Here is a 25,306-nt window from a genome sequence, read left to right as displayed (position 1 = left end):
CGCACCGATGTCCCTTCCCCAACTCGTCGACAGCCATTGTCACCTTGATTTTCCCGACTTTGATGATGACCGCGCCGGTGTCATTGATCGCGCCCTTGCAGCAGGCGTCACCCGCATGGTCACAATCTGCACGCGCCTCAAAAACGAACCCAAGGTGCGCGCCATCGCCGAGGCCTTTGATCCGGTTTACTACGCTGCAGGCACCCACCCGATGAGCGCGGCTGACGAACCACTGGCCACCGTCGACGAATTGGTCGCGATGTCCGCGCATCCGAAATTTGTGGGCATTGGCGAAAGCGGGCTGGACTACCACTACACAGCCGATAGCGCTGACATTCAAAAACAATCGCTGCGCGTCCATATCGCCGCCGCGCGGGAAACCAAACTGCCATTGATCATCCATGCCCGTGCCGCCGATGACGACATGATCCGTATTCTGACGGATGAACACGCAAATGGCGCATACCCGTGTGTGATGCACTGTTTTTCCAGCGGTCCCGCTTTGGCCCGCGCGGCGCTTGATCTGGATTTTTACCTTTCTATGTCAGGCATCGCGACATTTCCAAAAAGTCAGGAAGTCCGCGATATCTTTGCTGCCGCCCCGCTTGATCGCATTTTGGTGGAAACCGATAGCCCCTATCTGGCCCCCGTCCCCAATCGCGGGAAAACCAATGAACCGGCCTACACCGCCCACACCGCTGCTCGCGGGGCAGAGGTCATGGGCGTCTCGCTCGAAGACTTTGCAAAAGCCACAACCGCAAACTTTGACCGTCTGTTCTGGAAGGCCGCCGCATGAGCGATACGCTCACCTTCACCATCCTTGGCTGCGGATCGTCCGGCGGTGTACCGCGCCTGGCTGATACGCCCGGTGGCGCATGGGGCGCATGCGATCCCACGAACCCTAAAAATCGCCGCAAGCGCTGTTCGATGCTGGTGCGACGCACCTCTGCCATTGGCAGCACAACTGTCCTGATCGACACCTCGCCCGACCTGCGCCAGCAACTGCTGGACGCCAACACTGGCACGCTGGATGCGGTGCTTTATACGCACGCCCATGCCGATCACGTGCACGGGCTCGACGATCTGCGCATGTGTGTTTTCAACACACGCGAGCGGCTGCAAGTCTGGGCTGATGGCGATACATCAACCGCGCTGCTGGACCGTTTCGGCTATGCCTTCGTGCAGCCCAAAGGGTCGCCCTATCCACCGATTTGCGAACTGAACATGATCAACGGCGATGTCACCATCGAAGGCGCTGGTGGCCCAATTACCTTATCATCGTTCGAGGTCAACCACGGCTCCATCGAGGCGTTGGGGTTTCGCATTAATAATGTCGTCTATATGCCTGATGTCGCTGAAATTCCTGAGGACGTTTGGCCGCATTTGCATGACCTCGATTACTTCATCGTGGATGCCCTGCGCCGCGATCCGCATCCAACACATTCGCATCTGGCCAACACGCTGGAGTGGATTAAACGTGCCGCTCCGCGCCACGCCGTGCTGACCAATATGCACAATGATCTGGATTACGCGACAGTCGCCGCCGAAACGCCGGACCATGTGACCCCTGCCTATGACGGCATGACGATCACCGTGAACGCCACCTAGTATCATTTTGCCACAAATACTCCCGCCGGAGGCTCCGACGGGAACACCACACAAAGGCACCTGACCATGAGCGCGCTGCTCGACGTTATCTTGCCCGTTTTTATCGTGCTCGCCTTTGGCTATGTCGCCGTGTGGCGCGGATTTTTCAGCGATGACGGCGTCGATCTGCTGATGAAGTTCACGCAGGGATTTGCGATCCCTTGCCTGCTATTTGGTGCCATTTCTACCATTGATCTGGCCGCGACGTTTGATCCCGCGCTGTTGACCAGCTTTTATAGCGGGGCTTTGGCGGGGTTCTTTGTGGCTCTTCTGGGCGCACGCTATATCTTTCGGCGCGATTGGGAAGACAGCGTCGCTATTGGTTTTTGTGGCCTCTTTTCCAACTCTGTCCTTCTGGGTCTCCCGATTACTGAACGTGCTTTTGGCCCTGACGCGCTTGAGGGCAACTTTGCCATTATCGCCATGCACTCGCCATTTTGCTACTTGGTGGGCATCACCGCGATGGAAATTGTCCGCAATCGCGGTGGCTCTCTCATGGCGCTGCCAGCCAAGGTATTGCGGGCGATGTTCCGTAACGCATTGATCATCGGTATCGCACTTGGCCTTGCCGTGAACCTGACCGGATTTCCAGTGCCAACCGTGCTGAATGATGCGATCGGGCTGATGGGGCAAGCCGCCCTGCCCGCAGCCCTTTTCGGTCTGGGCGGCGTGTTGTATCGCTACCGCCCCGAAGGCGACATGCGTACGATCATGTTTGTGGTTGCCGTATCACTTGTCCTGCACCCACTGGTCACATGGAGCATGGGGCGCACATTTGACCTTGGCACCGATGGTGTCCGCTCCGCAGTTGTGACAGCCGCTTCCGCGCCCGGTGTGAATGCCTATGTGTTCGCCAACATGTACGGTCGGGCCAAACGTGTTGCGGCCTCTGCAGTGCTGATCGGCACGGGGCTATCAGTTCTGTCCGTCTGGCTGTGGCTCCTGGTCCTGCCTTAGGCCGGTGACATGCCGCGCAGACGCTCAGAGCGACGGCGCAGGATTTCCACCGTGAACAGCAGCAGGATCGACACCGAAATCAGGATCGTCGCAACAGCCAGAATGGTCGGGCTGATCTGTTCGCGAAGGCCGGTGAACATCTGCCACGGCAGCGTTTTCTGACCCGCAGAGCCGACGAACAGCACCACGACCACCTCGTCAAACGATGTGATGAAGGCAAACAAGCCACCCGACACAACACCCGGCAGGATCAAAGGCATCTGGATCTTGAAGAACGTCTTGACCGGACCTGCGCCCATGTTCGCCGCAGCCCGCGTCAGGGAGCGATCAAAGCCTACAAGCGTGGCCGTCACGGTGATGATAACAAAGGGAATTCCCAAGGCCGCATGAGCCAGAACGACGCCCCAATACGTGCCGGTCAGTGTAAACGGCAATTCGATTTTGCCGTAGAACGGCACGGGGATGTAGGGGTTGGAGTAGAAGAAATACATGCCAGTGGCCGAGATAATCAGCGGCACGATCATCGGCGAAATCAAGATCGCCATGATCGCCCGGCGGAACGGCACGTGGCTTTGGCTCAGGCCGATGGCAGCCAACGTGCCAAGCGATACTGACAGAATTGTCGCCACTGGCGCGATCTTGAGGGAGTTGCGCAGGGCCAGTTGCCAGTCGGAGTTGGTAAAGAAATCCTCGTAGTGCTTCGTCGAATAACCTGCCGGATCAAGCGCCAGCATCTCTGGCGTGAAGGTAAAGAAGTTCTCGGCGTTGAACGACAGCGGGATGATCACAAGGATCGGCGCGATCAGGAAGAAAAAGATCAAGCCGCAGATCACGCGAAAGCTGTAGTACCAGATGCGTTGTCCGGTGGTTGCGTAGACAGGTACACCCATTGGATCAGCCCCCCAGTTTCACGTTGTCGATGCCTACGATCCGGTCATAGGCCCAGTAAAGCGCTAGAACGATCACCAGCAGAATGGTGCCCAATGCCGCCGCCAGACCCCAGTTCAGAGAGGTCGAGATGTGGTAGGCGATCCGGTTGGAGATAAAGACACCCTTGGTACCGCCGACCAGCTCGGGCGTGATATAGTAACCGATGGACAGGATGAACACGAGGATCGACCCCGCGCCAATGCCGGGCACCGATTGCGGAAAATAGACACGCCAGAAGGCCGTCCAGTTCGTCGCCCCAAGCGATTTCGCCGCCCGCAGATAGGTGGGCGGGATCGTCTTCATCACCGAATACATCGGCAGGATCATAAACGGCAACAGGATATGCGTCATCGCGATGATCGTACCCGTCTGGTTGTTGATGAGTTGCAGACGGTTGTCGTCCGCCACCAGCCCGATCCAGACCAGCGTATCATTGATGACCCCCTGCTGTTGCAGCAACACTTTCCACGCGGATGTCCGCACCAGCAGCGATGTCCAGAACGGCAACAGCACAAGGATCATCAGCATGTTTGCCGTGCGATCTGTGATGTTGGAAAGCAGCCAGGCAATGGGATAGCCAAGCAGGATGCAGCTGAACATGATCGTCAGCGACATGAACATCGTCCGCACAAAAAGTGTGAGGTAAATCTGTTCGTTCTCAGGCCGCCACTCGGGACCATCCAGCCCCTTTTGCATATCAACCGAATTAAGAAAATATCCGTTTGTGTAAGGTGGGCTGTAGGTCTGGATGGTTTTCCAGACGGGTTGCGTGCCCCAATCTTCGTCAATGTCGATGAACATCGCTTTGGGATCATCCAGCATCACCGTGTTCAGCGTAGCCGGTGCTGCCTCCAGCAAGGCAGCGTAGTCAGCGGATAAGCCGTCTGGCACCTGCGTTCCGGTCAATTCCTGCGCGAGCACGTGGAACAGGATCGGCCAAGGCCGTTCCTCCAGCGGGTTGTCACCGTCGGCTGTCATCTGTGCGGCGTATGACGCGTAAATCTCTGTCGTCTCAGGCAACTGTTCCAGAACCGAAGGCTTGGCCGCGAAGATGGGCGGGCTCCCACGCTGGCGTTCATCTTCAGCCGCCCAAACGCTGACGTCCTCAAGCCAAGCCTCTGACCCGAAAATCCGGCCAAACGTATCACGTTCGCCCCAAAGATCATTGGTATCTTCCAAAGCGTCCTGCGGCGTCTCGCCAATTTCGTCTACGCCGCGCCCGGTTTTGCGGAACAGCGATGACACGCCGGTTTGTTCGTAGTTCAGTCGGCTCCCCAGCCGCGTATGCGCTTTCGCCTCAACAGCGATGGCAAGGTCGCGGGCCAGAGCTTCATAAACGGGGGCGTCAGGTGCGCCCTCCCCGTCCCAACTGGACAGTTCTTGCGTCGTGCGCGGCAGCGTCTCCTGCACAATCTGGTTTTCGATGGATCGCAGCAGCATGTCTGCAATCGGCATTACAAAGGACACGACGATAAAAATCAAAAGCGGGGCGATCAGCATCAGCGCACGCAGCTTGGAGCGGCGCAAAGCACGGTTCAGCGATGCTTTCAGCGGCCTGCCGTCAGCGGCGAGCATTTGCGTGGTATCTGTCATGGTGTCCCCGTTGTCCTGCGTTGCAGGTGTGGCGGCCCCGTATGCCGGGACCGCCGTTTTCAAAGCTCAGACGCGTTTACTGCGACAACCAAGCCTGGAATTTTGCATCCAGATCGTCACGGTAATCGGCCCACCACTCGTAGTTATACAGGAAGGTGTTTGTCGCGTTGGCCGGATCGGTTGGCATGTGCTGGGCCATGTCGATACCCAGCGTTGCGTGCTGACCCACCAGTGGTGCGGACGACTGACGTGCAGGACCATAGCTGATGTATTTCGCCTGATCTGCCAGACGCTGTGTGTCTGTGGCAAAGCGGACGTAATCCAGAGCACGGGCTTCACGCTCTGGGCTCAGGCCAGTTGGAATGATCCAACCGTCAAGGTCGAACACCTGCGCGTCCCACAGCATGGCGACGGGCTGGTCCTGCTCTTCGATCAGGCTGAACAGGCGACCGTTGTATGTGGAACCCATGATGACTTCGCCGTCAGCAAGCAGCTGTGGTGTGTCAGCACCTGCTGTCCACCAGATTACGCTGTCCTTGATGGTATCGAGCTTGGCAAATGCCTGCGCCTGACCTTCTTCTGTTTCCAGAACGTCATAGATATCGCCTTTGGCGACGCCGTCACAAAGCAGGGCCCACTCAAGGTTGCCGATGGGACGCTTTTCAAGCGAACGCATGCCAGGGTAGGCTTCGGTGTCGAAGATCGCGCAGATCTCTGTCGGAGGCGTGTCGCCTACCAGATCAGTGCGGTAGCCGACGGTTGTCGAGTAAACGATCTGCGGGATGAAGCAATCGGACACCAGCAGGTCGCCAAAGTCTTCGGAGGCTGTGGAGCCGTCATCGCCGTTTGCCAGCTGCTCGTCCGCGTCGATTTCCAGTGCCAGACCTTCGTCGCACAGACGGATCGCGTCGGATGCAACTACGTCAACTACGTCCCAAGTCACGTTACCCGCTTCGTTCATTGCGCGCAGCTTGGCGACGGCTTCGGCCGAGGATTCGTCGTTGATGATGTTGACGCCGGTCATTTCGGCGTAGGGGTCGTGATACGCAGCCTGCTGTGATGCGGAATAGGCTCCGCCCCAGCTGACAATCGTCATCTCGTCGGCCATGTGCCCGTCTGCAAACGCCAGTGTGGCGGTCAGCGTGAGGCAGGATGTGGCCATTAGTGTTTTGGTCAGTTTCATTCTATTCTCCCGTTTCGGAACCCGGTTTCGTAGTCCAGATCAGCGGCCCGGGCGACCGATGATCCTATCTGGTATGGTTTCAGGCGTCCAAAGCGCGGCAGTCTTCGGGCAGCCAGCCAATTTCAATCATCTGCCCCGGCACAAGGCGCTGCTGGTCGGGGGCGTTCCGTGTCTTGATGACAAAGTCGTCCATGCCTGCAACGCGCAGGCGAGTGCGGAAAATGTCGCCCATGTAAATGAACTCAAGCACTTCCGCTTTCAGGGTATGCGTCCCCTCTTGCAATCGCTCGGGGTTAAACTCAACACGTTCGGGGCGGATCGACACTTTGGTGCGGTCACCCACGGCGTTTACATTCACCGGAACCGCGTCAATCACGTCGCCGCTGTCCAGTTTTACAATACAGCGGTTGCCGTTGATCTCTTGAACAACGCCGTCCAACGTATTGTTTTCGCCGATAAACTGCGCGACGAAACTGTTCTGCGGCTTCTCGTAAAGCTCGTCCGGTGGGGCAAGCTGCTGAATGCGGCCATCGTCGAACACAGCCACGCGGTCCGACATCGTCAACGCTTCGGTCTGGTCATGTGTGACGTAAACCACGGTGATGCCCAGCTCGTGCGCAAGGTTTGTAATTTCGAACTGCAACGTCTCGCGCAGCTGTTTGTCGAGCGCGCCCAGCGGTTCGTCCATCAGCACCAGTTCGGGTTCAAACACCAGCGCGCGCGCCAGCGCGATCCGCTGCTGCTGACCACCTGAAAGCTGGCTGGGACGGCGCCCTGCAAAGCTGTTCATCTGGACCATGCCCAGCGCGCGTTCGACCTTTTCCTCTTGAACCGACTTGCTCATCTTGCGGACTTGCAGCGGAAACGCGAGGTTTTCGGCCACGGTCATATGCGGGAAAAGCGCGTAGTTCTGGAACACCATGCCGATCCCGCGCTTGTGCGGCGGGATGTTGTTGATGTTCTTACCATCAAGCATAATCTCGCCATGCGTCGCGGTCTCGAAACCTGCCAGCATCATCAGGCAGGTCGTTTTACCAGACCCTGATGGCCCCAGCATTGTCAGGAATTCGCCCTTGGGCATCGACAGGTTCAGGTCTTTGACGACCAGCACTTCCCCGTCATAACTTTTTTGCACGCGCTTGAATTCAACAAACGCCGATGCGGGTTCATTTGCAGACACCCAGTTCTCCCATACGTCTCGGCGGATTTATCCGCTCTTTCGTCGCATCGGAGTAGAACAATGGTTCTGAATAAAGGCAACCGAATTTCTGGGTTGACGCCGAAAGTGACCCCAACTGAGTAGAATGTTCCAAAAAACAGCCACTATTCAGTGTTTTTGACTGTTTCTGAGCGTCTCGCGCAATTCTGAAACGTGGTGCAGGAGTTGCGGTGGGCCAGCGCAGGCCCACCGATGCCGTTTATCCTAAGCGACGCCCTGCGCGACCATCGCATCTGCAACCTTGCGCAAACCCGCGACATTGGCCCCCTTGGTGTAATCCACATGGCCGTCGCGCTTCCCCTCTTCCACGCAGGCGGCGTGAATGTTGGACATGATGGTGCGCAGGGACGCGTCGATGTCTTCTGCATCGTCAGACTGGCGTTTGCGGTTCTGGCTGATCTCAAGCCCCGATACAGCGACGCCACCGGCGTTTGCTGCTTTCCCGGGCGCAAAAAGCACCTTCTTCGATTGAAACACCTCTTTGGCGTCCGTAGTGGAAGGCATGTTTGCACCCTCAATCACGGCCTTGATACCGTTCTTGACCAGCGTCTTGGCCGCGTCACCATCAAGTTCGTTCTGGGTCGCGCAAGGGGCTGCGATATCGCCTTCCAGACCCCATGGCGTCTTGCCCTCCGACCAGTCGCCACCAAATTTATCTACATAAGGCTGAAGGCTGGCCCCCGGTTTGGATTTATGCGCACGCACCCAGTCGATCTTTTCCTGCGTCAGACCTTCAGGATCATGCACAAAGCCGGAACTGTCTGACAGGCTGATCACTTTGCCGCCCAGCGCAATGGCCTTCTCGGCGGCGTAGGTCGCAACATTGCCCGCGCCGGAAATGATGACGGTCTTGCCATCAAGCCCGTCATCATGCGCTTCCAGCATGTCGGACAGGAAATACATCACGCCATAACCTGTGGCCTCGGTGCGCATGGCGCTTCCGGCATAGGATTCGTCCTTACCCGTCAGAACGCCCTGAAAATGCCCGGTGATGCGGCGGTAGGCCCCGAAAAGATAGCCGATCTCGCGACCGCCAACATTGATGTCCCCTGCGGGCACGTCGATATCTGGTCCGATATGGCGGTGCAGTTCTTGCATGAACGCGCCGCAAAAGCGCATGATCTCGGCCTCTGACCGCCCGGTGGGATCAAAGTCAGACCCACCCTTGGCGCCACCCATCGGCAGACCTGTCAGCGCGTTCTTGAAGGTCTGTTCGAATGCGAGAAACTTGAGCACGGAAGGGTTCACCGTGGGATGAAAGCGCAATCCGCCTTTATAGGCCCCGATCGCGCCATTGAATTGCACGCGGTAACCGCGATTGACCTCAATCTCGCCTGCATCGGTTTGCCACGCGACCTGAAATGAAATCATCCGCTCAGGCTCGACCAGCCGTTCAAAGATGTTGGCCGCTTTGTAGGCGTCTGACTGGTCAATTATCGGTTTGATATCGTCGATTACCTCTGACACGGCCTGATGAAATTCCGGCTCGTTTGGGGCACGGCTTTCCAGAAAGGCGGACAGGCTGTCGTATTTAGCGCTCAGTGAAAAGCTCATGGTATAACCTTTGATCGGAGTATTGGTGGTTAGAAATCAAGCTTGGCGTTAGTGCCAAGATTGGGACCTTCATCGGTGAAATAGGCTTTGGTCATCTCGGCGGCGATGATCAGACTGTTTTTGTTGTTGTCCCAATATTCGGCCTGCACGGGCGTGGCCTTAATGATGGTGACATCAGCCTCTTTTGGGTCGCTGCCAAAAAACACCTCAGCGTAGGGACCCCACATCTGGTCGATCAGCTTTTGATCCTGCGTCACGCTGCCCTTAGCCGACACAGAGGCGAAAAGCATCTGGCCGGTGTCCGCGAAGTTCAGCGCCATGTCAGTCTCGTCCTTGATCTCGAAGATCTTGGCGCTTCCGCTATCGGTCATGAAATGGATCGTCCGTTTGGCGGGGTCCACATACGGCACCATGGGGCGCGAGCGGATGATGCCATCATCCACGGTTGTGACCATGCAGACGGACATCCCGCCGATGATTTCCCAGAAATGTTCGTGCTCGTCTGCCATGTTGCCGTCCTTTGTATTGCGTAGGTTCAACGCCGCCGCATCAGGTCGGTTCCGATGCGCAGGCAGGACGCGTCAAAATGTTTGGTCAATCTTTCCCAGACGTTCGGTCAGGATCATGTTTTCGCGGTAATCGATCGGGATTACGACCATGGCCGGCCCCTTGTGATCCAGCGCTGTGCGCAAACAGTCCTGCAGGTCCGCTGCATCAGGACAGGCCTGATGATGCCAGTCCATCGCCTGACACAGCGCCGCCCAATCAGGATTGTTGAACGAAAGATCGGTATGTGATCCAAACTCCTGCTCTTGTTTCCAAGCGATCAGCCCGTATTCCTTGTCTTCCCAGACCAGCACCGTGATGTCAGAGCCAAGGCGCGATGCGGTTTCCATCTCTTGCACGTTCATCATGATGTCACCGTCACCGACAATCGCCATGACCCGCGTATCAGGTGCCGCGTGTTTGGCGGCAATCGCGCCCGGCAGCGGCATGCCCATAGAGCAGAATCCGTTGGAAATCAGGCAGGTGTTGGGTTCGTGGCTTTGGTAGTGGCGGGCCACCCACATCTTGTGCGCACCAACACCGGACAGCAGGATATCACCGGCGTCCAGCACAGCGCGCACGTCGGCAATCGCCTTTTGCGGTCGGATTGCGCCGGTGGTGGTGTCATCTGCATGTTCGGCAAATTCAGCCAGCATTTTGTTACGCAGTTTTGCCTGCGCTGACAAATCATAAGATGGAGCGCCGTCACGCTTCACACGGTCATTGAGCAGCGAAAGGCCATGCGCAAGATCGCCGACCACTTCAATCGCTGGCTGATAGAACTGGTCGCTTTCGGCGGGGTCGAAATCCATATGGATGATCTCGGCGCCGCAATCGGCATTCCATTTTTCCGGACCATATTCGACCGGATCGTAACCAACCGTCAGCACGACATCAGCAGCATTGATCGCCAGTTGTGGAAAGTCCCGCTGGCCCATGCCCACCGTGAAAAGGCACCGCGGGTCATCAAGATCAAGCGCACCTTTGGCCATGAATGTCATCAGTGCGCCAATGCCCGTGGCTTCACACAGAGTGCGCAACTGCGCGCTGGCCCGCGTGCGGATCGCGCCGTTTCCGGCAATGATGAGCGGCGATTTAGCCGCCTTCAATTTGTCCCAAACCTCGTCAATGACACAGGCATCGGGCACAGGTCGGCGCGGGCGCGCTGGGCGCATCGGTTCGGCATCAACCTCCATCGCGGCCACGTCCTCGGCCAATTCAATGTGACAGGCCCCCGGTTTTTCAGCGGTGGCCAATTTCACGGCCTTATTCACAATCTCGGGAATATTTGATGGCGCGTTGACGGCGCAGCTCCACTTTGTGACGGGGCGATACATGGCGACCACATTCATCACCTGATGGCTTTCCTTGTGCTGACGGGTCAGCGCCCCCTGCCCTGTAATCACCAAAAGCGGCGACCGGTCCATATTGCCGTCGGCGACCCCCGTGATCAGGTTTGTCGCGCCGGGGCCAAGCGTGCCAAGACATACGCCAATTTTTCCTGTCAGGCGGCCATAGACGCTGGCCATGAACGCGGCACCCTGTTCGTTGCGGGTCAAGATAAACTCAATGGAGGACCCCTCGAGCGACTTCATGAAGTCGGCGTTTTCCTCGCCTGGAACGCCGTAGATCCGCTCGACCCCTTCGGCCTCAAGGCATTGAACGAATAAATCTGATGCTTTCATGGGTCGCCCTTCCAATTCTATTGTCTTGAGACGTAGCTTGCGATGCGATTGCGTAAAGCGCTGCTAGTCGGCTTGCACTTCGGACAGCTGCCATGCCGTCAGCACTGCAAAGCCGCTGAACGCGCCAAGGATCGCCAGCACGACCGCAGGACCAAAGGCGTCAGCGACAAAACCAAGCAAGCCACCGGCAAGCAGCATCACACCGATCAGCGTATTGGATAGCGCGGTGTAAACAGCCGTGCGACCACCCGCATCCATGTCTGTCAGGTGGGTTTTGCGTCCGGCGCGTGCGCCGTTATAGGCAATCTGTGCGGCAAAGATCAGCGCGGGGATCGCAACGGCTTTCAACTCTCCAAGGCCAATAAATCCGACGGCGGCCGCGATCAGGAACGTGGCGCACGCAGCGGCTGCCGCAATCATCAGCGTTTGGCGGCTCGATCGATCCGACAGCGCGCCCCAGAAATAAGATGACAGGATCGCGGCCAGTGAAGAGGCAATCAACAGCACCCCCAAATTGCCCGGGCCGCCTTCGCCAAGATTGCCCAGCATCACCAGAAACGGCGGGGCCAGTGCAGTTGAAATGAGCAAGGCACGCGTCGCCAGATAGACCTGAAATTCACTGTCGTCCCACAGCGGTTTGACCAGATCGGACAAAGGCCGACCGTCGTCATTATCGGTGTCGGCCTCGGGTTCATCCAGCCGAGAAAAAAGCACGGCTGCCAGCACCCACAAACCGCCCGCGATGCACACCGCCAATGACACGGCCAAAGGCGTGCGGGGCCATATGCCAAAGCTCAGCAAGATCGCAAAGGCAAAGACGATTACAGCCGCAATTGTGCTGGCTGTGCCTGATACTTTGCCGCGCTGCCCCTTCTTAACGGTGCGGGCAAGAATATCTTTGTAGCTGGCTGAACAAGCCGCACGCGCAACGGCCAATACAGCAAGGCATGCCAGAACGATCCACCCCACCGTGGCCCCCGAAAGCAAAACCGCCGCCGCAGCGATGCCGATGGCGGCAATCCCCTGCACCGCAGATCCTGCGATCCAGAACGATTTTCGCTGGGACTGCGCCTCAATCTGTCGGGCGAGGAAAAGCTGCGGCAAAAGCGAACCGGATTCGCGCACCGGGACTAAAATGCCGATGATATACCCCGGCGCGCCAATCGCATTCAGTAGCCATGCAAGCACCAGTTTAGGGTCGATCAGACCGTCCGCCGCTTTGGTTAGCACGAGCGAGCCGACATGGATAAAATAAGCGCGTGACATTCGGTCTAGCGCGCCAGCACAACGTCAGTGCGCACGGCTTTGTCATCTGCCACCGCATCGATCAGATAATGCGCCACGTCAGCGCGTGAAATCAGCCCGTTTCGCCAACTCGCCGCATTATCCAGCACGCGATATTTCGTGGTCTTTGCATTGTTGGTCAGGATTACGGGCCGCACGATGGTCCAATCCAGATCACTGTCCATGATCATGGCCTCTTGGCGATCCTTGTCGGCGTAGGGCTTGCCCAGAATGGCGCGATGTCCGGTTCTTTCCAGAAAGCTCATCGCATCTTTGCTCCGACCCGCGCCAAAGCCTGTGACAACGACAAGCCGCTTCGGACCGATCTGCGCCATTTGTGTCAGCAGGACCTCGGTCGATTTTGAAAAAAGCGTCACCTCTTTCCACAGCATCGACACGCTTTCTGTGATGCCCAGCGCATAGATCACGGCGTCAACGCCGTCTAAGGCGCGGGCGATATCATCGGCCTCTAGCGCATCGCCCTTGAAAGGCTCAATCAGGTCTGTCGCCGTGAGGTCATCGGCGCTGCGGGCGAAGGCGCGCACGGAAATACCGCGCGATGCGGCCTCGTGCATGGCAAGTTTGCCAATGCCGGATGTGGCGCCAAGGATCAGAATTTTCTGTGTCATGCGCGTGTCTCCTGCGATGGGTCGCCCGCTTTGACGGCGGTTCCCATGTAAATGATCATCGTGCCGGGCAACCTGCCAAAGGTGAAATCCCCACGGCGGTTTATGCCGCGCGGGCCAAGTCCCGTCATCGGGCCTGTCGAAAATCCCGCATTGGTCAGGTGATCTTTCAGCTCAGATGGCTTGATAAACATGTCGGGATCATGGGTGCCTTTGGGCAGGATACCCATCACATCCTCGGCCATCGTGATCGTAACAAAACTGGCCAAGGGATTGCGATTAATCGTATCAAACAGGAACATGCCGCCCGGTTTCAACACACGTGCCACCTCTTGCACGACCTGACCCAGATCGCTCACGTGTTCCAGCACGTCCACGCAGACAACCGCGTCAAAACGCGCGTCATCATAAGGCAGCGCCTCTCCGACGCCTGTGTCATAGCTGATGGACCGTCCGCCTTGCGCGGCATGAGCGCGTGCCGCCGCGATCGCCTCTTCGGCAGGGTCGATGCCCGTGACCTCGGCACCACGTTCGTCCAGCGCCTCGGCCATGAAACCGCCCGCGCACCCCAGATCAAGCACCTGCTTGCCGTTCCAGTCGATATGCGTATCGAACCACTTGAGCCGCGCAGGCACCATGTTCTTGAGCGTGCGCACCCACCGGATATCATCCGACCACCATTGGGCGGCGACATCGTTGTAGATTTCTTGCGAGTTGCGATCAGGGTGCGCCATGTGCCGTCTTTCTTAGGGGTGCCGCAATAGCTAATGCGGTCACCGTGCTTGCCAAGGTGACCGCCGCTTGAGAATGGCTCGTGCTTTAAGATTGGGTCTTGCCTAGATGGTCTGCCTTGCGCGCATCACGCTCGCCCATCGGCTCATCGGGGCCAACGGTGGTGTCGTGACGGGTCTGCGCCTCCATCTCGGCGTTCAGCTCTGCGCCCAAAATGATGATGAACGCCGAGATCCAAAGCCACATCAGCAGCGCAACAACGCCCGCCAAGCCGCCAAAGGTTTCGTTGTAGTTGCCAAAATTACTCACGTAGATCGAGAAACCAAACGACGCGACAAGCCAGATCACACAGGCAGCAACGGCACCCGGGGTCAGCCAGCGCCACTCCGCATCATCGCGATCCGGTCCGTAGCGATAGATGACCGCAAGGCCCGTGATTGTCAGCAAGCCCAGAATAACCCAGCGCCCCCATGACAGCACAGTCTCAAGCCATGCGGGCAAGGGGATGAAATCCAACAGGACCGGCAGCAAAAGCGTTGCCCCCAGCCCCACCAGGAGCCCAAAGATCAGCAATAGCGTCAGGCCGATTGTCATCATCTTCAGCTTTATGAAACCGCGCGTTTCCTTTTCGTCATAGGCCACGTTGACGCCTTCCATTAGGCTACCCATGCCAGTGGACGCGGAATACATCGCGATCAGCAGACCAACGACAAAACCCAGACCAAGACCCGTCTTTTCCGATCCGGTGACCGCAACCGCCTGATCCAGCACGATCTCTGCCGCTTCTTCCGGCATGAAAGTGCGTAGGGTTTGCAATTGTTCGGACACGATTGCAGGCTCAAAAACCAAACCGGCAAAGGCCATCAGTGCGGTCATCGCGGGGAAAATCGCCAGAAGAGCATAAAATGCGACGCCCGCGGCAATCAGGCCAACGTGATCCTCGGACACTTCGCGCCAAAGTCGCATGGCAATATCCCACCAACCGGATTTGGGAATGTCAGAGGGGACTTCGGCGGTGCGACCACGGTTCACGATACGATCATCCTTGTCATGCAGTGTTCCAAGGGCAAACACCGTGACCCCGGGAATGGTTGCGCGTCAATGACCTGTGGCTGACGGAATGGACGTGTGGTGCAGGCCCATCCCCTATGCAGAATGCTCGCCGCTTGAGTGAATTCGAACGCCATGCCATTGCTTGACCATTTGCGTTTCAACGCGATCTTGGTGATGATTGAAATCGAAAAAGGGTTCACCAAAGGTTTTCAGATGCGAATGTTTAAGGCGTGGGCCAATGCCCGGCCATTGGCGACCGCCTTTCTTTTCCTGCTGGTCGCGGCTCTTTATTTCCTTGCACCGATCGTTTCGGTTGATCCGTCCCAACTTTTCGGGAACGGAGAAAGAGACGTGGGCGCCGAAAGCTTTGCTCAGGTGCTTTGGCCCGAGATCAGGCTGGCTGCGGCTATTCTCATTGCAGTTGTGCTTATCGGGTGGGTGCGTCGCACCAGATTGGCGACTTGGCCGCGGTGGTCAACGCTCCTGCTGACCGTGCCGTTTATCGCGTTTTGCATCTTTGTCATCATCTCACCCATCCTTGTATCTGAGAGCGGTGCGGCAGATGTCACGTTAACGCAAGCGGATTGGCAAAGCATCTGGATGGCGTGCCTCGTGGCAATTCTTGTCGGCTTCTTCGAGGAGCTTCTTTTTCGCGGCGTGGTCTTGCAGGCCTTGCTGACACGCATGAATGGTGGACTTGCAGTTATCATCGCCGCAATCATCTTCGGGCTTTTCCACTATGTGAACTGGGTCAGCGGACAGCCGCTTGGCGTGACAACAATGCAGGTGCTTGGGGCCATGGCCATTGGTCTTTTGTTTGGTGCTTTTGTCTTGTGGACAGGATCAATCTGGCCGTCGATCTTTCTGCACGGGTTATGGGATTCCAGCGTATCAGTTTCGCAAACGCTTCAGGCCAACGTTTCGCCTACTGGTGATGTGGCCGAGGTAATCTTCGATCCATGGAGCGCCTTGGCCAGTCCGCCGATGATTTATGGCGTGTTGCTTTTGGTGCTCTGGGTCTTTTTTGACCGCAGGAAGCGCAAAGCAACGTCAGTATAATGGGAGGGGGACCGGATGAAAAACGTGGTCATGGGCCTGATCGTCGGCTGTCTTATTGGCGGCATCGCAACCGCACTTGTGATCAAATCTCGCGTGCATTGGCTGGCAGCGCTGGAATTTGAAACTGACCGCCCCGACGTTCCGTTTTCGGTTCTTGAGATAATCCAGGACGCGGAACGGCAGTCTTATGCCCAACGCAGCTTTTTTCGTCGCGGCGTCGAAGAAATGCAGGATGCCATCGTGTTTCTGTCACCCGAGATCGGCTATCGCACCAACTTTTCGCTTGGGCGCTACCGGATCAAGGCAGCGACGCTGGAAACGATCCTGCCGTGGGCCATTGAGCAAGGCTACCTGACGCTCAACGACACCACACAAACCGAGTTCGCCCACGCGCTCGCCTATTTTTCGGAGCAACCGGGCCTGAACGACTGGCAGGCCTCGGTTTATCTCGAATGGCTCAGGCGTGATCACCCCATGCTTGTGGACTTGACGTGGCCCGACATTGCCGCTGACCCCCTGCTGATTGCAAAGCTCTATTCCGGCTACATGGGTGCTGGCGGCGCGTGGGAACAATGGCGGGCGGATCTGACACCGGGGCCAGTTGCCCTGCGCCGATTAGGTCTGGCCGACAACGGCAATTAATACTGCTCGTAGCCGATCACTTCGCCGTCCGCGTATGTACAAATGCCGGCGGCTTTTACCATGGGATCATCCCACGTGACGTTCCACATGATCGTCATGGTGGCGTCGTTGACCATACCGGGCCAAACCGAAACGGCGGCATTTGGCAGATCGACGAATTCCGGAACATCCCAGACGTAGTTGTGACACGCTGTCAGGGCCTCAACCGTATCGCGGTCGAACGCAGCGGATGGCAATGGCAGCGCGGTCAGGGCCGCGCCAATCAGGGTTAGTTTGGTTCTCATAAGACTTAGTCCTTTCTGTCGAAGGCTGAATGAATTCTAAAATTGCCAGAATGATGCATCAGCTCTGGAATTGATGCCAATCAATCATCACCGACATCGACCCCAAGTGCGCGCTCGACGTCCTTGAATAGTCGTGTCGCAAACCCGTCGCTATGCGGCTCGAATGCTGCAGCAAGCCGCTCAAGCTCAACGCTTGCGGCGGCCGCGATACCGGTATCGCCAAGCCCTGCGACATTGATATCAACCAAACCCCGCGGCACACCAAGCGTCCCAAGAAAGGCCATGTCAGGATTGCCCTCGTTTGTTGGCAGCAACTGCAAGAGCCTGACATATTCCGCGATCGCCGCGCGCTGCGCGGGAGGCATGTCAGCAATGGACACACCTTCAGCAATGAAGGCATCCGTGATCGTCGCCAGCATTTCGGCCACGCCAAAGTTGCGATTCGGGTCAAGCTCGTTCTGGGCATAGACGCGCCGAATAACATCAGGCTCCAACATTGAGCCGATGATGCGCTCGGCCATATAATCCGTGCCGATCACCCCGCCAAAGGGCCGGAATGTCATCAACAGCGCGGGGTCCGCAAATGGCGCTAAACCGTCGATTGCTTCCGACGCAAGAAAGGTCAGCGCAGCTTTTTGATCCGAGACGGCGACATATTGCAGCGGTTCACCGTCCGAGGTGCTGGACAGTACGCCCCCAACCATCACGGCGACACTTCCGGTGAAACCAAGATAGGTGTCTTTGGCCTGATCATAGACCGATGCGGTTAATCCGGCGGGGTCCGGAGCGTCCATTGTCGCCTGCGGCAAATTCAGGATCGATGCACCAATCGCGGCAATCCCGGCCCGCGTGGCTTCGATCCGGTCGGCACCGATGTTCTCCTTCAGCACAGTTGGATCGTAGGTTTGCAACCCTTCTGACGGAAGCTCTCCCGCGCCCCAGGCCAGTTCCGGTTCCTCGTGCACCTCTGACGCAAGGGCCTCAAGCGCATCAGGCGTCAAATCTGCGTAACCCCATGTAATCGCGTGATCGTCATAGGTGCCGATCAGCGGGAAAAGCTGGGTCACCCCGTCACCGGGACGGGCGACATAGTTGAACCGTCCGTAGGCCATGATCGACGCCGTTGATCCCCTCTCCGCCGTGAATTCGGGATCGCGAAGCTGCTCGATCCCCCACGCCGTTGAAGCCTTGTGATTGTGCCGAAGCCCAAGCGTATGACCAACCTCGTGGCTGACAGCATATCTCAGGATATGGCCAAGAGTTTCCTCCGGCAGCGGCAAGGTCGCCGCATCAGGGTCAAGTTGTGACATCAAATTGTAATAGTAGTTCCCGAACAGCGTCAGAACCTCGGGCCAAACCAGAATATGGGCCGAGAGGATCTCGCCGGACCGCGGGTCGTGAATGTTTGGCCCCATTGCGTTCGCAAAAGGCTGCGCGACCCAGCGGATCACGTTGTAACGCGCATCGTTTGGCGACCAGTCCGGGTCTTCTTCCTGGCTTGGTGCATCCCGTGCCACGATAGCGCCGCTAAAGCCCGCAGCCTCGAATGCCGGTTGCCAGTCTTCTACGGCCGCACGGATATAAGGCCGCCACCGCTCGGGGATTTCAGGGGCAAGATAGTAAACCAGCGGTTCAACCGGCGCAGACGGTTTCGGCGCGTCGGGATCAGCGTGTTCGAGGCGATGGCGCAGGGCAATTTGCTGCGTCTCCGATGCCGCACCATCTGCTGCTTCAAATGTGATGACTTCGGAGGTGAAATAGCCGATGCGATCATCAAAATACCGTCGTTCCATTGGCTGCTCAGGAAGCAGCGATATCGAATGGGCGACCTCGACTGAAAGTGCGCGATCCGCGCCTGCCTGATCCTGCGCTATGAAAGTCAGCTGCGACGCAACATAGAGGTTATCAGGAAAAGCCGCCGCAGTAGCGATGTAGCTTCTGGACGGGTCAACGGCGATGGGGATCAGTCCGGATGACAGCAACTGCGATTTCACCGAAAAATCTGGAATGTCAGACGCAAAAATCGCTGAGACATCCAAAAGAAAGGCATCGTCCTGTTCGGCCACAATGGGCAGGCTGGCGATGATCGGCCCGATCTGCGCGTTCGCGATTGCGATATCTACGGGGCGCAGCTTGGCCTCGTCGCTGGTGGCTGGAGTCTGTCCGGCCACCTTGACGGCTCCGCTGGACATCGACCGCACAAAAATCGCATCCGCGCGCCGTTCCAGCTTCACGACATGGGACGCAATCGTGTTTCCGGTGATCGCGACGGCATCAGACGGATAACGCGCCACCTCGGCGTTCCAGAAAAGCCAGCGGTTAATGACGGATTTGGGCAAGACAACGTAATGCACCCCGTCAATCGCATCGATGGACAGACCGCTTTTGGCCGTCATGGCCTCCTCAAGAAAGGCCTGCGGATCCTCCGCGCCCTGCGCCCACGCTGCGGAATTGGATTGGCCGACCGCGAGAAGACAGGATGCAAGCGCAATGGCCGATGCTGGCGACGCAAGATTTCGCAATAAGTGATGAGAACTTAGTAGAAACGAACCTAAGGAGTTGGGCAAGAACCAGTTTTCTCGACGTTTCATGCTTCACTCTGCTCCCTCAAGATCAATCTTAACACTTACTATTACGAATGGACCGCGGACGCGCAACTTGCATCTCGATGTCAGTTTCGGGCGTTTAACGATACAATTGTAAGACTTGGCGCAATGCAACCGAAAGTCGAATCTAACTTTCGTTCGCGCAACGCATGACAATCTTTGCAGCGGCTCAGTCTCTGCACTCAGGCATCTAAACGCATTCAAATTGTCTTTCCGACACACCTCAACCGAGCCTAAGAGAGGCAAAACGCAGCCGTAGATCCGTCAGTTGATCGACGGCATAAATTTACCAGCCTACGCAGTTTAGTTAGTGGCGTCGTTATATGTTTAAGCAAAGCATACAGATAGTTGCGGTGCTCTCAATAGCCTTACAGAATTCCCAGCTGTCACAGAAATCCAGACGCGGAAATTGATCTTCGCTATTGAGTGTAAATGGTGCCCCCACACGGACTCGAACCGCTGACCTACTGATTACAAAGAAATCACTTACGAACCGTGGTTCACTGGAATATGTCATAAAAACAAGGCAAAGCACTGTTCTGCAACAAAAAAAAAAGCGGTCAACCTATGGTTGCATACCGTAGTATACCGTTGATGATTGTTGCAGAGGATGTTGCAGAGAAATGCCAAACCATAACCTGACTACCCGCCCCGCCGTTGCAAAGATCAAGCACGCAACTGGCACCACCATGTATTCCGACCCATCAGTAAAGCCTGACCCCGATGCACGCGGCATCCGGCTTGCGGTCGGCGCAACGACCAAGACTTGGGTGCTGTCCAAGCGCATCGACGGCAAGGTGCGCTCCGTCACGCTTGGCTCTTGGCCTGACCTGCCGACCGTATATGCGGCCCGTGATGTGGCTGTCGAAAAGATGGCGGCTGTCACAACCCGCACAGACGCCGCCTCAACTGGCATCCACACACTGAACGATGCGCTAGAGTCCCATATCAAGCGCTCGAAGGCTTCCGACCGGACAAAGGATGAGTATCGGGCGCAGGTGCGCAACAATATGGCTGACTTGTTCGCGATGAAGATCGAAGACATCACACTTGATCACCTAGAGGAAGTTGTCCTTGGCAAGCACGGTATCGCAACCCAAAAACACTTGGCTCAGATCATTCGAACATCGTTTAAACGGGCGGCTGCGGTTCGTCGTTGCTTCAATGTGGCAGACGATCTGAAAGTGGACACCAAAAGCTACCAGCCCGACAATTCCGTCAATTTTGATGCTGACGAACGGTGGCCTGCACTCGACATGATCGAAGCCAAGAAGCAGCAGAACAGGATCATCGGTGCCGCTTTTGAGTTGATGCTGTTCACGGGCCTACGCGCTGGCAACGTGATCACGCTCCGTTGGGATGACATTGACTTCAAAGCACGCAAGCTGCGGGTGTCTCGTTTAAAGAATGGCCGTGTGGGCATGTTCCCCCTTGCTGACCGCGTTGTCGCCTTGCTTGAGGCGCTGCCAAAGCACAGCGAATGGGTTTTCCCACAGCACGATACAGAGAAGCACATCTTCCACCCAGATCGCTTGAAATTCGGTGATAACATTCTTCGACCTCATGATTGCCGCCGCTTGTTTACAACGGCTGCACGACGCGCGGACCTTCCGGCCTATGTGATCGACCAACTTCGCGGCGATGTAGAAAAAGGTGTGCAAGGTATCTACGATCAAGGCTCCGCCTCGCACCGTCATGCAAACGCTATCGCGAAACAAACTGAGGTGGAATGCGGAGCATTACCTTCTTTGAATGTTGTCCAGATCGGCGGCAGGCGCTAATGTGGTCGCGCGTCGGTGTCGCTGTGCGGCAGAAACAACCGACGTGACCATATTGCGATCCATCAGGGGCTGGTGCCGGATCGTATGAGGGCAATCTCGCCAGCAGTTTCAACAGGCCTGCGTCTATTCGAACGTGAAGGAGCCTATTGATGGAAGAAATCACACAAGAAATCCGTGCGCTGCGCGACGAAGTGCGCGGCTTACAGGTCAAGCAGTCACTGCCTGATCTAATGACGCCTGCGCAATGTGCGCAGTATCTGAACCGCTCGGAAGAAGTGCTGTATCTTTGGCGTAAGGAACGCAACGCAGGAGCCGAAACGGGTCCGCCGTTCCTGCACATTTCCAGCCGGACAATCCTGTATGATCGGGAGGACGTTCTCGAATGGGCGCGTTCTCAGCGCGTGAACTGAAAAAGGGACGAAGCCGCTAGAACCTCGTCCCTCAGTCATTTTCATCAAAGCCGCGAACCCATCGCATCAACAACTCGCTTATACATTACGCTTTGATGGAACCCGACCAGAAAACAAGGTAATAGCGTCTGCAAGGAATAAGCAGATGCACATATTTACAGCAACAAGCACAGGGCCTGAACTTCGTAAGATTTGGCAAATGGGCGACAATGGCCCAAAGCAGAATGAGCGCACCGAGGGCTATCGGTATGCCAAAGACTTCATCTATGAGCGGCATAAATTTGCTACGCTGAACGGATTTTGTGACCTTCTGAACCGCCTGTCCGATGTGCCTACAGCCTCACTGGTTCTCGGTGAGCCATTGATCGAACGCGGTGGCCGCACGGGCCTCGACTTTACCGATAGGGCAACCGGCCTTTGCGTCGTCGATCTCGACTCTTTGGAATACGATGGCACGGCAGAAGAAGCCGTGCGATTTGCCTTTCCGTTTCTGCGCGGTCGTCAGTTTGTCTATGCCTATTCGCCTTCATCCGGTTTTAAGGCTGGCCACCGATTGCGTGTTGCCTTCGAGGTTGAGCCAATGGACCTGACAGAACAGCAAATCCATGCAGAACACTGGAACAACGACTTATCCCAGCGGATCGGTTTCAACCGCAAACTGATCGACTACGGCATCTACAATCCAGGTGGTTTCGTGTTCACGGCCAGACCTGAATTGCACGACCTAGATGACCCGCATCCTATTCGTGCATTCTTCGTCGATGGCACGGCTGGGCCTGTAGACGTGCCTAAGCTGCCCGACATGATCGAAGTGGACGTGGCACCTTCTGTCAACTTGGGTCAGATGCCGACGCTGCGCTGGGATGCAAGCCAGCGTCACAACTCAGTTATGAATTTCATGGTCGCCTATCGAACGGCATTTCCAAACAGCGTATTCGCCGAATGTTGGGCTGCTTTGTCGGATGAATATGAAAGAATTGGTGTCCGGGCTGCTGATCGGCACGAGTTTGACGAGCGCTATATCAAGATGCGTTTCCACGGCATCCGAGGCGCACGCCGCAAGCGCAAAGCCTTCCCGACAACGCGGCAGGAAGTGCCGCTTGCACAGGCGACGCAGCAGCTAAGTGACGAGATCAAAACCTTCGTCGCAGCCAATGAACCGCGCGTGAAGGTTGTCGAAGCAGAGGCGGGCCTAGGCAAAACCTACTGGGCGTTGCACTGGCTTGGCGTCGAAATGCGATATGCAGAACACACCAATGGTATCTTCTTCACTGACCTTTATGTGCCAAACCACAACTTGTCCGCGCAGATTGAGGCCGATGCCAAAGCGCAGGGGATGAAAGCCTACACAGAGCTTGGTCGCGGCCAAGAAATGAACGGGCGTCCCGTATGCACAAAGCACGAGGCAATCTCCAAGGTTCAGGGCATCGTGAAAGAAACTCGTCAGGCGTTTTGCGGCAATGAGGTGGCGCAGTGTTCAGACCGTGCAGGCTGTCTTTGGTGGGGCAGCAAGACAAATCCCTGACGCATGATCTGCGCATCCGAACCCATGCGCACCTGCCGTTGCAAATCGCCAAAGAACACGGTCAAAGCCGCGTGCCTAACTTCGTCGTGATCGACGAAAACTTCCTCGGTGCGCTTATCAAGAACGGGTATGTCGAAATCAAAGACCTATGCGACGTGATGCGCCACGACATGGGCGATTGGCTTCTTGAACTGGCTAAGGTGTTCAAGGCTGGGCTGAACATCGAACGGCTTGAGGCCGCAGGGTTCACGGTCGAACTCTGCAAAGAATTGATCAAGGCAGAAACGGCTCTTGCCCCAGAGGTCGAGATTACACCGGACATGACCGGCAGCGAGGCGCTGAACGCGGCAACCGACTACGACGGGCAGTGGTATAAGTATGCCTCGTTCTGGCGTCGTCTGCGCGATGCGCTTGAGGCTGGCTCACTCAATCGCCTGCGTGTGACGCCGAACAAGAAGGGCGTCTACCTGAACTGGCGACAGAAGATTGCAGGCATCCCGTGGGACAACGAAACAGACCGTCCGCGCGTGCCTGTGCTGATCCTGTCCGCAACGATCAAACGGTCAATGGTTGAGGCGATCCTACCCGTGGATGAATGGGTTTCGATTGAGGTTGAAAAACACCAAGACGCAAAGGTCATGCAAGTCCCAATCAACGCATCCAAGAAATCATTGCTTTACGGCACAGGCGACCGTGTTGAGGAATGGGATGAAACCGACAAGAAAGACAAAGCATTGGCCGAGCAATTTCGCGCAGATGTGGCGCGTATCTCTGAGGGGCGGCATCTATTCTCATATAAGGCGCTTATAGACGAAAACATGATGTTGGCCGGATGGTTCAATGCTGTTGAAGGGCTGAATGATTGGGCTAGTGGCAAGATCGACATTGTTGGGCGACCATTGCCAGCGCCGCTGGACGTTGAGGACATGGCACGGGCGATCCATCAAGACGGTGATCCGATTGTGCCAAATGCGCAATGGTATCCAAAGCGGCCGATTGCGATGGTTGGCGGGGCTGGGATGGCTCACTGTGAACGCCACACCGATCCACGCGTTGAAGACGTGCGCTGGGTCGTCTGCGAGGGAGCAATGATGAAGGCGGCGGCGCGTTCGCGGCATGTGCGTCAGGGGTGTGAGATCAGGCTGTTTACGAACATGGTTCTGCCAGTGAAGGTCGATGAAGTGCTGCACTTTGACGATCTGCTGCCGGACGAATTGGAATACGCGCGTGCGCCTGTGCGGGTGCAGTCGGCAAAGTTGGCGCAGACGCTGTTCCGCAAGTTCGATGATATGTCAGGCAATGGCATCAAGGGCGCTGTTGGTGATCTGTTTGGCTGGGCGATGGAGCATAAGGTCGAGTTCATTGAGGTGCGCAGGAAGGGATCAAAACAGTGGTCGCGTGCATGGCTTGCAGATGGCGGCTGGCGCTACCTGTGCAATCGCGCCGAGATCGTTGATTGGCGTGAGCCTGTGCGGCGCAAGGATGTCAATGCACAGAAGTTCGATGCGATGGTCGAAGCGTCACTCCACATGCAGGAAGTGCGGGCGATGCGCGAGGCTTTGGAGTATGAGCCGTGGCTTGATGATGAAGGCGCGGCGTTGCGCGGCGAAGTGACAACGGCTGAGGGTTGGCAGTTCGATGTGGGCGCAATGGCGGCGGATGCACAGCCAGCAGCATGGCCATGGCGCAATGCGCAATACGTCAGGGACTGAGGGCAGATTTAAACTGTCACTGCTCTTAATAGTATGTATCTCTATTAACGCGAGTGACAGTTTAACTCGCGGCTGACGATGCCACGATGCGAACGCGCTGCACTGTCACTCGGAGCGATCTATCCGTGATACGTCAACAATGCTGACGTAGTTGCGTGCAAGCAATTGATAACCTATCAATCGCACTAGTGAATTGCCGTGGCGCATTAAGCGGTTGGTTTCGCTCTACAACAATGCTGCAACATCCAGTTGCGACCAAGTCGCAGGTATACATCGGC

At 56.7% G+C, this 25,306-nt stretch carries 22 protein-coding genes; 9 read left to right on the top strand and 13 right to left on the bottom strand.

Annotated elements, in window-relative coordinates; all coding sequences use genetic code 11:
• Window positions 1-7 precede the first annotated feature (7 nt).
• The 3 genes from V8J84_RS11445 (at window position 8) to V8J84_RS11435 (ending at window position 2,604) form a co-directional block, all read left to right on the top strand.
• Window positions 8-796 (top strand): TatD family hydrolase, encoded by a 789-nt coding sequence (locus tag V8J84_RS11445; protein WP_339931212.1) that lies wholly within the window; start codon window positions 8-10, stop codon window positions 794-796.
• Window positions 793-1,608 carry an MBL fold metallo-hydrolase gene (locus tag V8J84_RS11440; RefSeq protein WP_339931210.1) on the top strand — a complete coding sequence of 272 codons (816 nt, stop codon included), beginning with the start codon at window positions 793-795 and terminating at the stop codon, window positions 1,606-1,608. Before V8J84_RS11445 ends, V8J84_RS11440 begins: the two co-directional genes overlap by 4 nt.
• 66 nt (window positions 1,609-1,674) lie before the next feature.
• Complete coding sequence (locus V8J84_RS11435; protein ID WP_339931208.1) at window positions 1,675-2,604, top strand: AEC family transporter; 930 nt, start codon at window positions 1,675-1,677, stop codon at window positions 2,602-2,604.
• Here the strand turns inward: V8J84_RS11435 and V8J84_RS11430 are convergent.
• The 11 genes from V8J84_RS11430 to V8J84_RS11380 form a co-directional block, all read right to left on the bottom strand.
• A complete protein-coding gene (locus tag V8J84_RS11430) occupies window positions 2,601-3,494 on the bottom strand; it encodes an ABC transporter permease (RefSeq protein WP_339931206.1) in 894 nt (297 codons plus the stop codon). The two genes, V8J84_RS11435 and V8J84_RS11430, sit on opposite strands and share 4 nt — an antisense overlap.
• A gap of 4 nt (window positions 3,495-3,498) precedes the next feature.
• Window positions 3,499-5,127 (bottom strand): ABC transporter permease, encoded by a 1,629-nt coding sequence (locus V8J84_RS11425; protein ID WP_339931204.1) that lies wholly within the window; start codon window positions 5,125-5,127, stop codon window positions 3,499-3,501.
• A 76-nt stretch (window positions 5,128-5,203) separates the two neighbouring features.
• Window positions 5,204-6,310 carry an extracellular solute-binding protein gene (locus V8J84_RS11420; protein WP_339931202.1) on the bottom strand — a complete coding sequence of 369 codons (1,107 nt, stop codon included), beginning with the start codon at window positions 6,308-6,310 and terminating at the stop codon, window positions 5,204-5,206.
• Between the two features lie 79 nt (window positions 6,311-6,389).
• The gene (locus V8J84_RS11415) at window positions 6,390-7,490 is read right to left on the bottom strand and encodes an ABC transporter ATP-binding protein (protein WP_339931200.1); all 1,101 of its coding nucleotides are present in this window, start codon (window positions 7,488-7,490) and stop codon (window positions 6,390-6,392) included.
• 243 nt (window positions 7,491-7,733) lie between these two features.
• A complete protein-coding gene (gene gdhA, locus V8J84_RS11410; protein ID WP_339931198.1) occupies window positions 7,734-9,083 on the bottom strand; it encodes an NADP-specific glutamate dehydrogenase in 1,350 nt (449 codons plus the stop codon).
• A gap of 29 nt (window positions 9,084-9,112) precedes the next feature.
• Window positions 9,113-9,592, bottom strand: coding sequence for a pyridoxamine 5'-phosphate oxidase family protein (locus V8J84_RS11405; RefSeq protein WP_339931196.1), 480 nt, complete (start codon window positions 9,590-9,592; stop codon window positions 9,113-9,115).
• Between the two features lie 72 nt (window positions 9,593-9,664).
• Window positions 9,665-11,314: an acetolactate synthase large subunit gene (locus tag V8J84_RS11400; protein WP_339931194.1), complete on the bottom strand. Its 1,650-nt coding sequence runs from the start codon at window positions 11,312-11,314 to the stop codon at window positions 9,665-9,667.
• A 63-nt stretch (window positions 11,315-11,377) separates the two neighbouring features.
• The gene (locus V8J84_RS11395; protein WP_339931192.1) at window positions 11,378-12,580 is read right to left on the bottom strand and encodes an MFS transporter; all 1,203 of its coding nucleotides are present in this window, start codon (window positions 12,578-12,580) and stop codon (window positions 11,378-11,380) included.
• A 5-nt stretch (window positions 12,581-12,585) separates the two neighbouring features.
• Window positions 12,586-13,227, bottom strand: a complete 642-nt coding sequence (locus tag V8J84_RS11390) for an NAD(P)-dependent oxidoreductase (protein WP_339931190.1) — start codon at window positions 13,225-13,227, stop codon at window positions 12,586-12,588.
• A complete protein-coding gene (gene ubiG, locus V8J84_RS11385; protein WP_339931188.1) occupies window positions 13,224-13,958 on the bottom strand; it encodes a bifunctional 2-polyprenyl-6-hydroxyphenol methylase/3-demethylubiquinol 3-O-methyltransferase UbiG in 735 nt (244 codons plus the stop codon). Before ubiG ends, V8J84_RS11390 begins: the two co-directional genes overlap by 4 nt.
• An 85-nt stretch (window positions 13,959-14,043) precedes the next feature.
• Window positions 14,044-15,030 (bottom strand): YihY/virulence factor BrkB family protein, encoded by a 987-nt coding sequence (locus V8J84_RS11380; protein WP_339931186.1) that lies wholly within the window; start codon window positions 15,028-15,030, stop codon window positions 14,044-14,046.
• 111 nt (window positions 15,031-15,141) lie between these two features.
• Between V8J84_RS11380 and V8J84_RS11375 the strand changes: the two genes are divergently transcribed.
• A complete protein-coding gene (locus tag V8J84_RS11375) occupies window positions 15,142-16,068 on the top strand; it encodes a CPBP family intramembrane glutamic endopeptidase (RefSeq protein ID WP_339931184.1) in 927 nt (308 codons plus the stop codon).
• Between the two features lie 15 nt (window positions 16,069-16,083).
• Window positions 16,084-16,710 carry a hypothetical protein gene (locus tag V8J84_RS11370; protein ID WP_339931182.1) on the top strand — a complete coding sequence of 209 codons (627 nt, stop codon included), beginning with the start codon at window positions 16,084-16,086 and terminating at the stop codon, window positions 16,708-16,710.
• On the opposite strand, the gene V8J84_RS11365 is transcribed toward V8J84_RS11370, so the two are convergent.
• Window positions 16,707-16,994 carry a hypothetical protein gene (locus V8J84_RS11365; protein WP_339931180.1) on the bottom strand — a complete coding sequence of 96 codons (288 nt, stop codon included), beginning with the start codon at window positions 16,992-16,994 and terminating at the stop codon, window positions 16,707-16,709. The two genes, V8J84_RS11370 and V8J84_RS11365, sit on opposite strands and share 4 nt — an antisense overlap.
• A gap of 80 nt (window positions 16,995-17,074) precedes the next feature.
• The gene (locus tag V8J84_RS11360) at window positions 17,075-19,390 is read right to left on the bottom strand and encodes a zinc-dependent metalloprotease (protein WP_339931178.1); all 2,316 of its coding nucleotides are present in this window, start codon (window positions 19,388-19,390) and stop codon (window positions 17,075-17,077) included.
• 899 nt (window positions 19,391-20,289) lie between these two features.
• On the opposite strand from V8J84_RS11360, the gene V8J84_RS11355 reads away from it, so the two are divergent.
• The 4 genes from V8J84_RS11355 (at window position 20,290) to V8J84_RS11340 (ending at window position 25,028) form a co-directional block, all read left to right on the top strand.
• Window positions 20,290-21,381 carry a tyrosine-type recombinase/integrase gene (locus V8J84_RS11355; protein WP_339931176.1) on the top strand — a complete coding sequence of 364 codons (1,092 nt, stop codon included), beginning with the start codon at window positions 20,290-20,292 and terminating at the stop codon, window positions 21,379-21,381.
• A gap of 149 nt (window positions 21,382-21,530) precedes the next feature.
• Window positions 21,531-21,791, top strand: a complete 261-nt coding sequence (locus V8J84_RS11350) for a helix-turn-helix transcriptional regulator (RefSeq protein ID WP_339931174.1) — start codon at window positions 21,531-21,533, stop codon at window positions 21,789-21,791.
• Window positions 21,792-21,936: 145 nt separating this feature from the next.
• The gene (locus V8J84_RS11345) at window positions 21,937-23,316 is read left to right on the top strand and encodes a hypothetical protein (protein WP_339931172.1); all 1,380 of its coding nucleotides are present in this window, start codon (window positions 21,937-21,939) and stop codon (window positions 23,314-23,316) included.
• Window positions 23,292-25,028, top strand: a complete 1,737-nt coding sequence (locus V8J84_RS11340; RefSeq protein WP_339931170.1) for a hypothetical protein — start codon at window positions 23,292-23,294, stop codon at window positions 25,026-25,028. Before V8J84_RS11345 ends, V8J84_RS11340 begins: the two co-directional genes overlap by 25 nt.
• The last annotated feature ends 278 nt before the right edge of the window (window positions 25,029-25,306 follow it).

The sequence above is a fragment of the Yoonia sp. 208BN28-4 genome (assembly GCF_037543925.1).
GTDB lineage: Bacteria > Pseudomonadota > Alphaproteobacteria > Rhodobacterales > Rhodobacteraceae > Yoonia.
The sequence above is the reverse complement of the archived record's forward strand: the minus strand, read 5'-3'. Positions and strand labels throughout refer to the sequence as shown.

What these genes read in the sequence shown, in the direction of transcription:
- V8J84_RS11440 (WP_339931210.1), top strand. Translation starts at nt 793, where the DNA reads ATGAGCGATACGCTCACCTTCACCATCCTTGGCTGCGGATCGTCCGGC.
- V8J84_RS11425 (WP_339931204.1), bottom strand. Translation starts at nt 5,127, where the DNA reads ATGACAGATACCACGCAAATGCTCGCCGCTGACGGCAGGCCGCTGAAA.
- V8J84_RS11405 (WP_339931196.1), bottom strand. Translation starts at nt 9,592, where the DNA reads ATGGCAGACGAGCACGAACATTTCTGGGAAATCATCGGCGGGATGTCC.
- V8J84_RS11370 (WP_339931182.1), top strand. Translation starts at nt 16,084, where the DNA reads ATGAAAAACGTGGTCATGGGCCTGATCGTCGGCTGTCTTATTGGCGGC.
- gdhA (WP_339931198.1), bottom strand. Translation starts at nt 9,083, where the DNA reads ATGAGCTTTTCACTGAGCGCTAAATACGACAGCCTGTCCGCCTTTCTG.
- V8J84_RS11420 (WP_339931202.1), bottom strand. Translation starts at nt 6,310, where the DNA reads ATGAAACTGACCAAAACACTAATGGCCACATCCTGCCTCACGCTGACC.
- V8J84_RS11445 (WP_339931212.1), top strand. Translation starts at nt 8, where the DNA reads ATGTCCCTTCCCCAACTCGTCGACAGCCATTGTCACCTTGATTTTCCC.
- V8J84_RS11375 (WP_339931184.1), top strand. Translation starts at nt 15,142, where the DNA reads ATGCCATTGCTTGACCATTTGCGTTTCAACGCGATCTTGGTGATGATT.
- V8J84_RS11390 (WP_339931190.1), bottom strand. Translation starts at nt 13,227, where the DNA reads ATGACACAGAAAATTCTGATCCTTGGCGCCACATCCGGCATTGGCAAA.
- V8J84_RS11430 (WP_339931206.1), bottom strand. Translation starts at nt 3,494, where the DNA reads ATGGGTGTACCTGTCTACGCAACCACCGGACAACGCATCTGGTACTAC.
- V8J84_RS11355 (WP_339931176.1), top strand. Translation starts at nt 20,290, where the DNA reads ATGTATTCCGACCCATCAGTAAAGCCTGACCCCGATGCACGCGGCATC.
- V8J84_RS11435 (WP_339931208.1), top strand. Translation starts at nt 1,675, where the DNA reads ATGAGCGCGCTGCTCGACGTTATCTTGCCCGTTTTTATCGTGCTCGCC.
- V8J84_RS11395 (WP_339931192.1), bottom strand. Translation starts at nt 12,580, where the DNA reads ATGTCACGCGCTTATTTTATCCATGTCGGCTCGCTCGTGCTAACCAAA.
- V8J84_RS11345 (WP_339931172.1), top strand. Translation starts at nt 21,937, where the DNA reads ATGCACATATTTACAGCAACAAGCACAGGGCCTGAACTTCGTAAGATT.
- V8J84_RS11360 (WP_339931178.1), bottom strand. Translation starts at nt 19,390, where the DNA reads ATGACGGCCAAAAGCGGTCTGTCCATCGATGCGATTGACGGGGTGCAT.
- V8J84_RS11400 (WP_339931194.1), bottom strand. Translation starts at nt 11,314, where the DNA reads ATGAAAGCATCAGATTTATTCGTTCAATGCCTTGAGGCCGAAGGGGTC.
- V8J84_RS11350 (WP_339931174.1), top strand. Translation starts at nt 21,531, where the DNA reads ATGGAAGAAATCACACAAGAAATCCGTGCGCTGCGCGACGAAGTGCGC.
- V8J84_RS11365 (WP_339931180.1), bottom strand. Translation starts at nt 16,994, where the DNA reads ATGAGAACCAAACTAACCCTGATTGGCGCGGCCCTGACCGCGCTGCCA.
- ubiG (WP_339931188.1), bottom strand. Translation starts at nt 13,958, where the DNA reads ATGGCGCACCCTGATCGCAACTCGCAAGAAATCTACAACGATGTCGCC.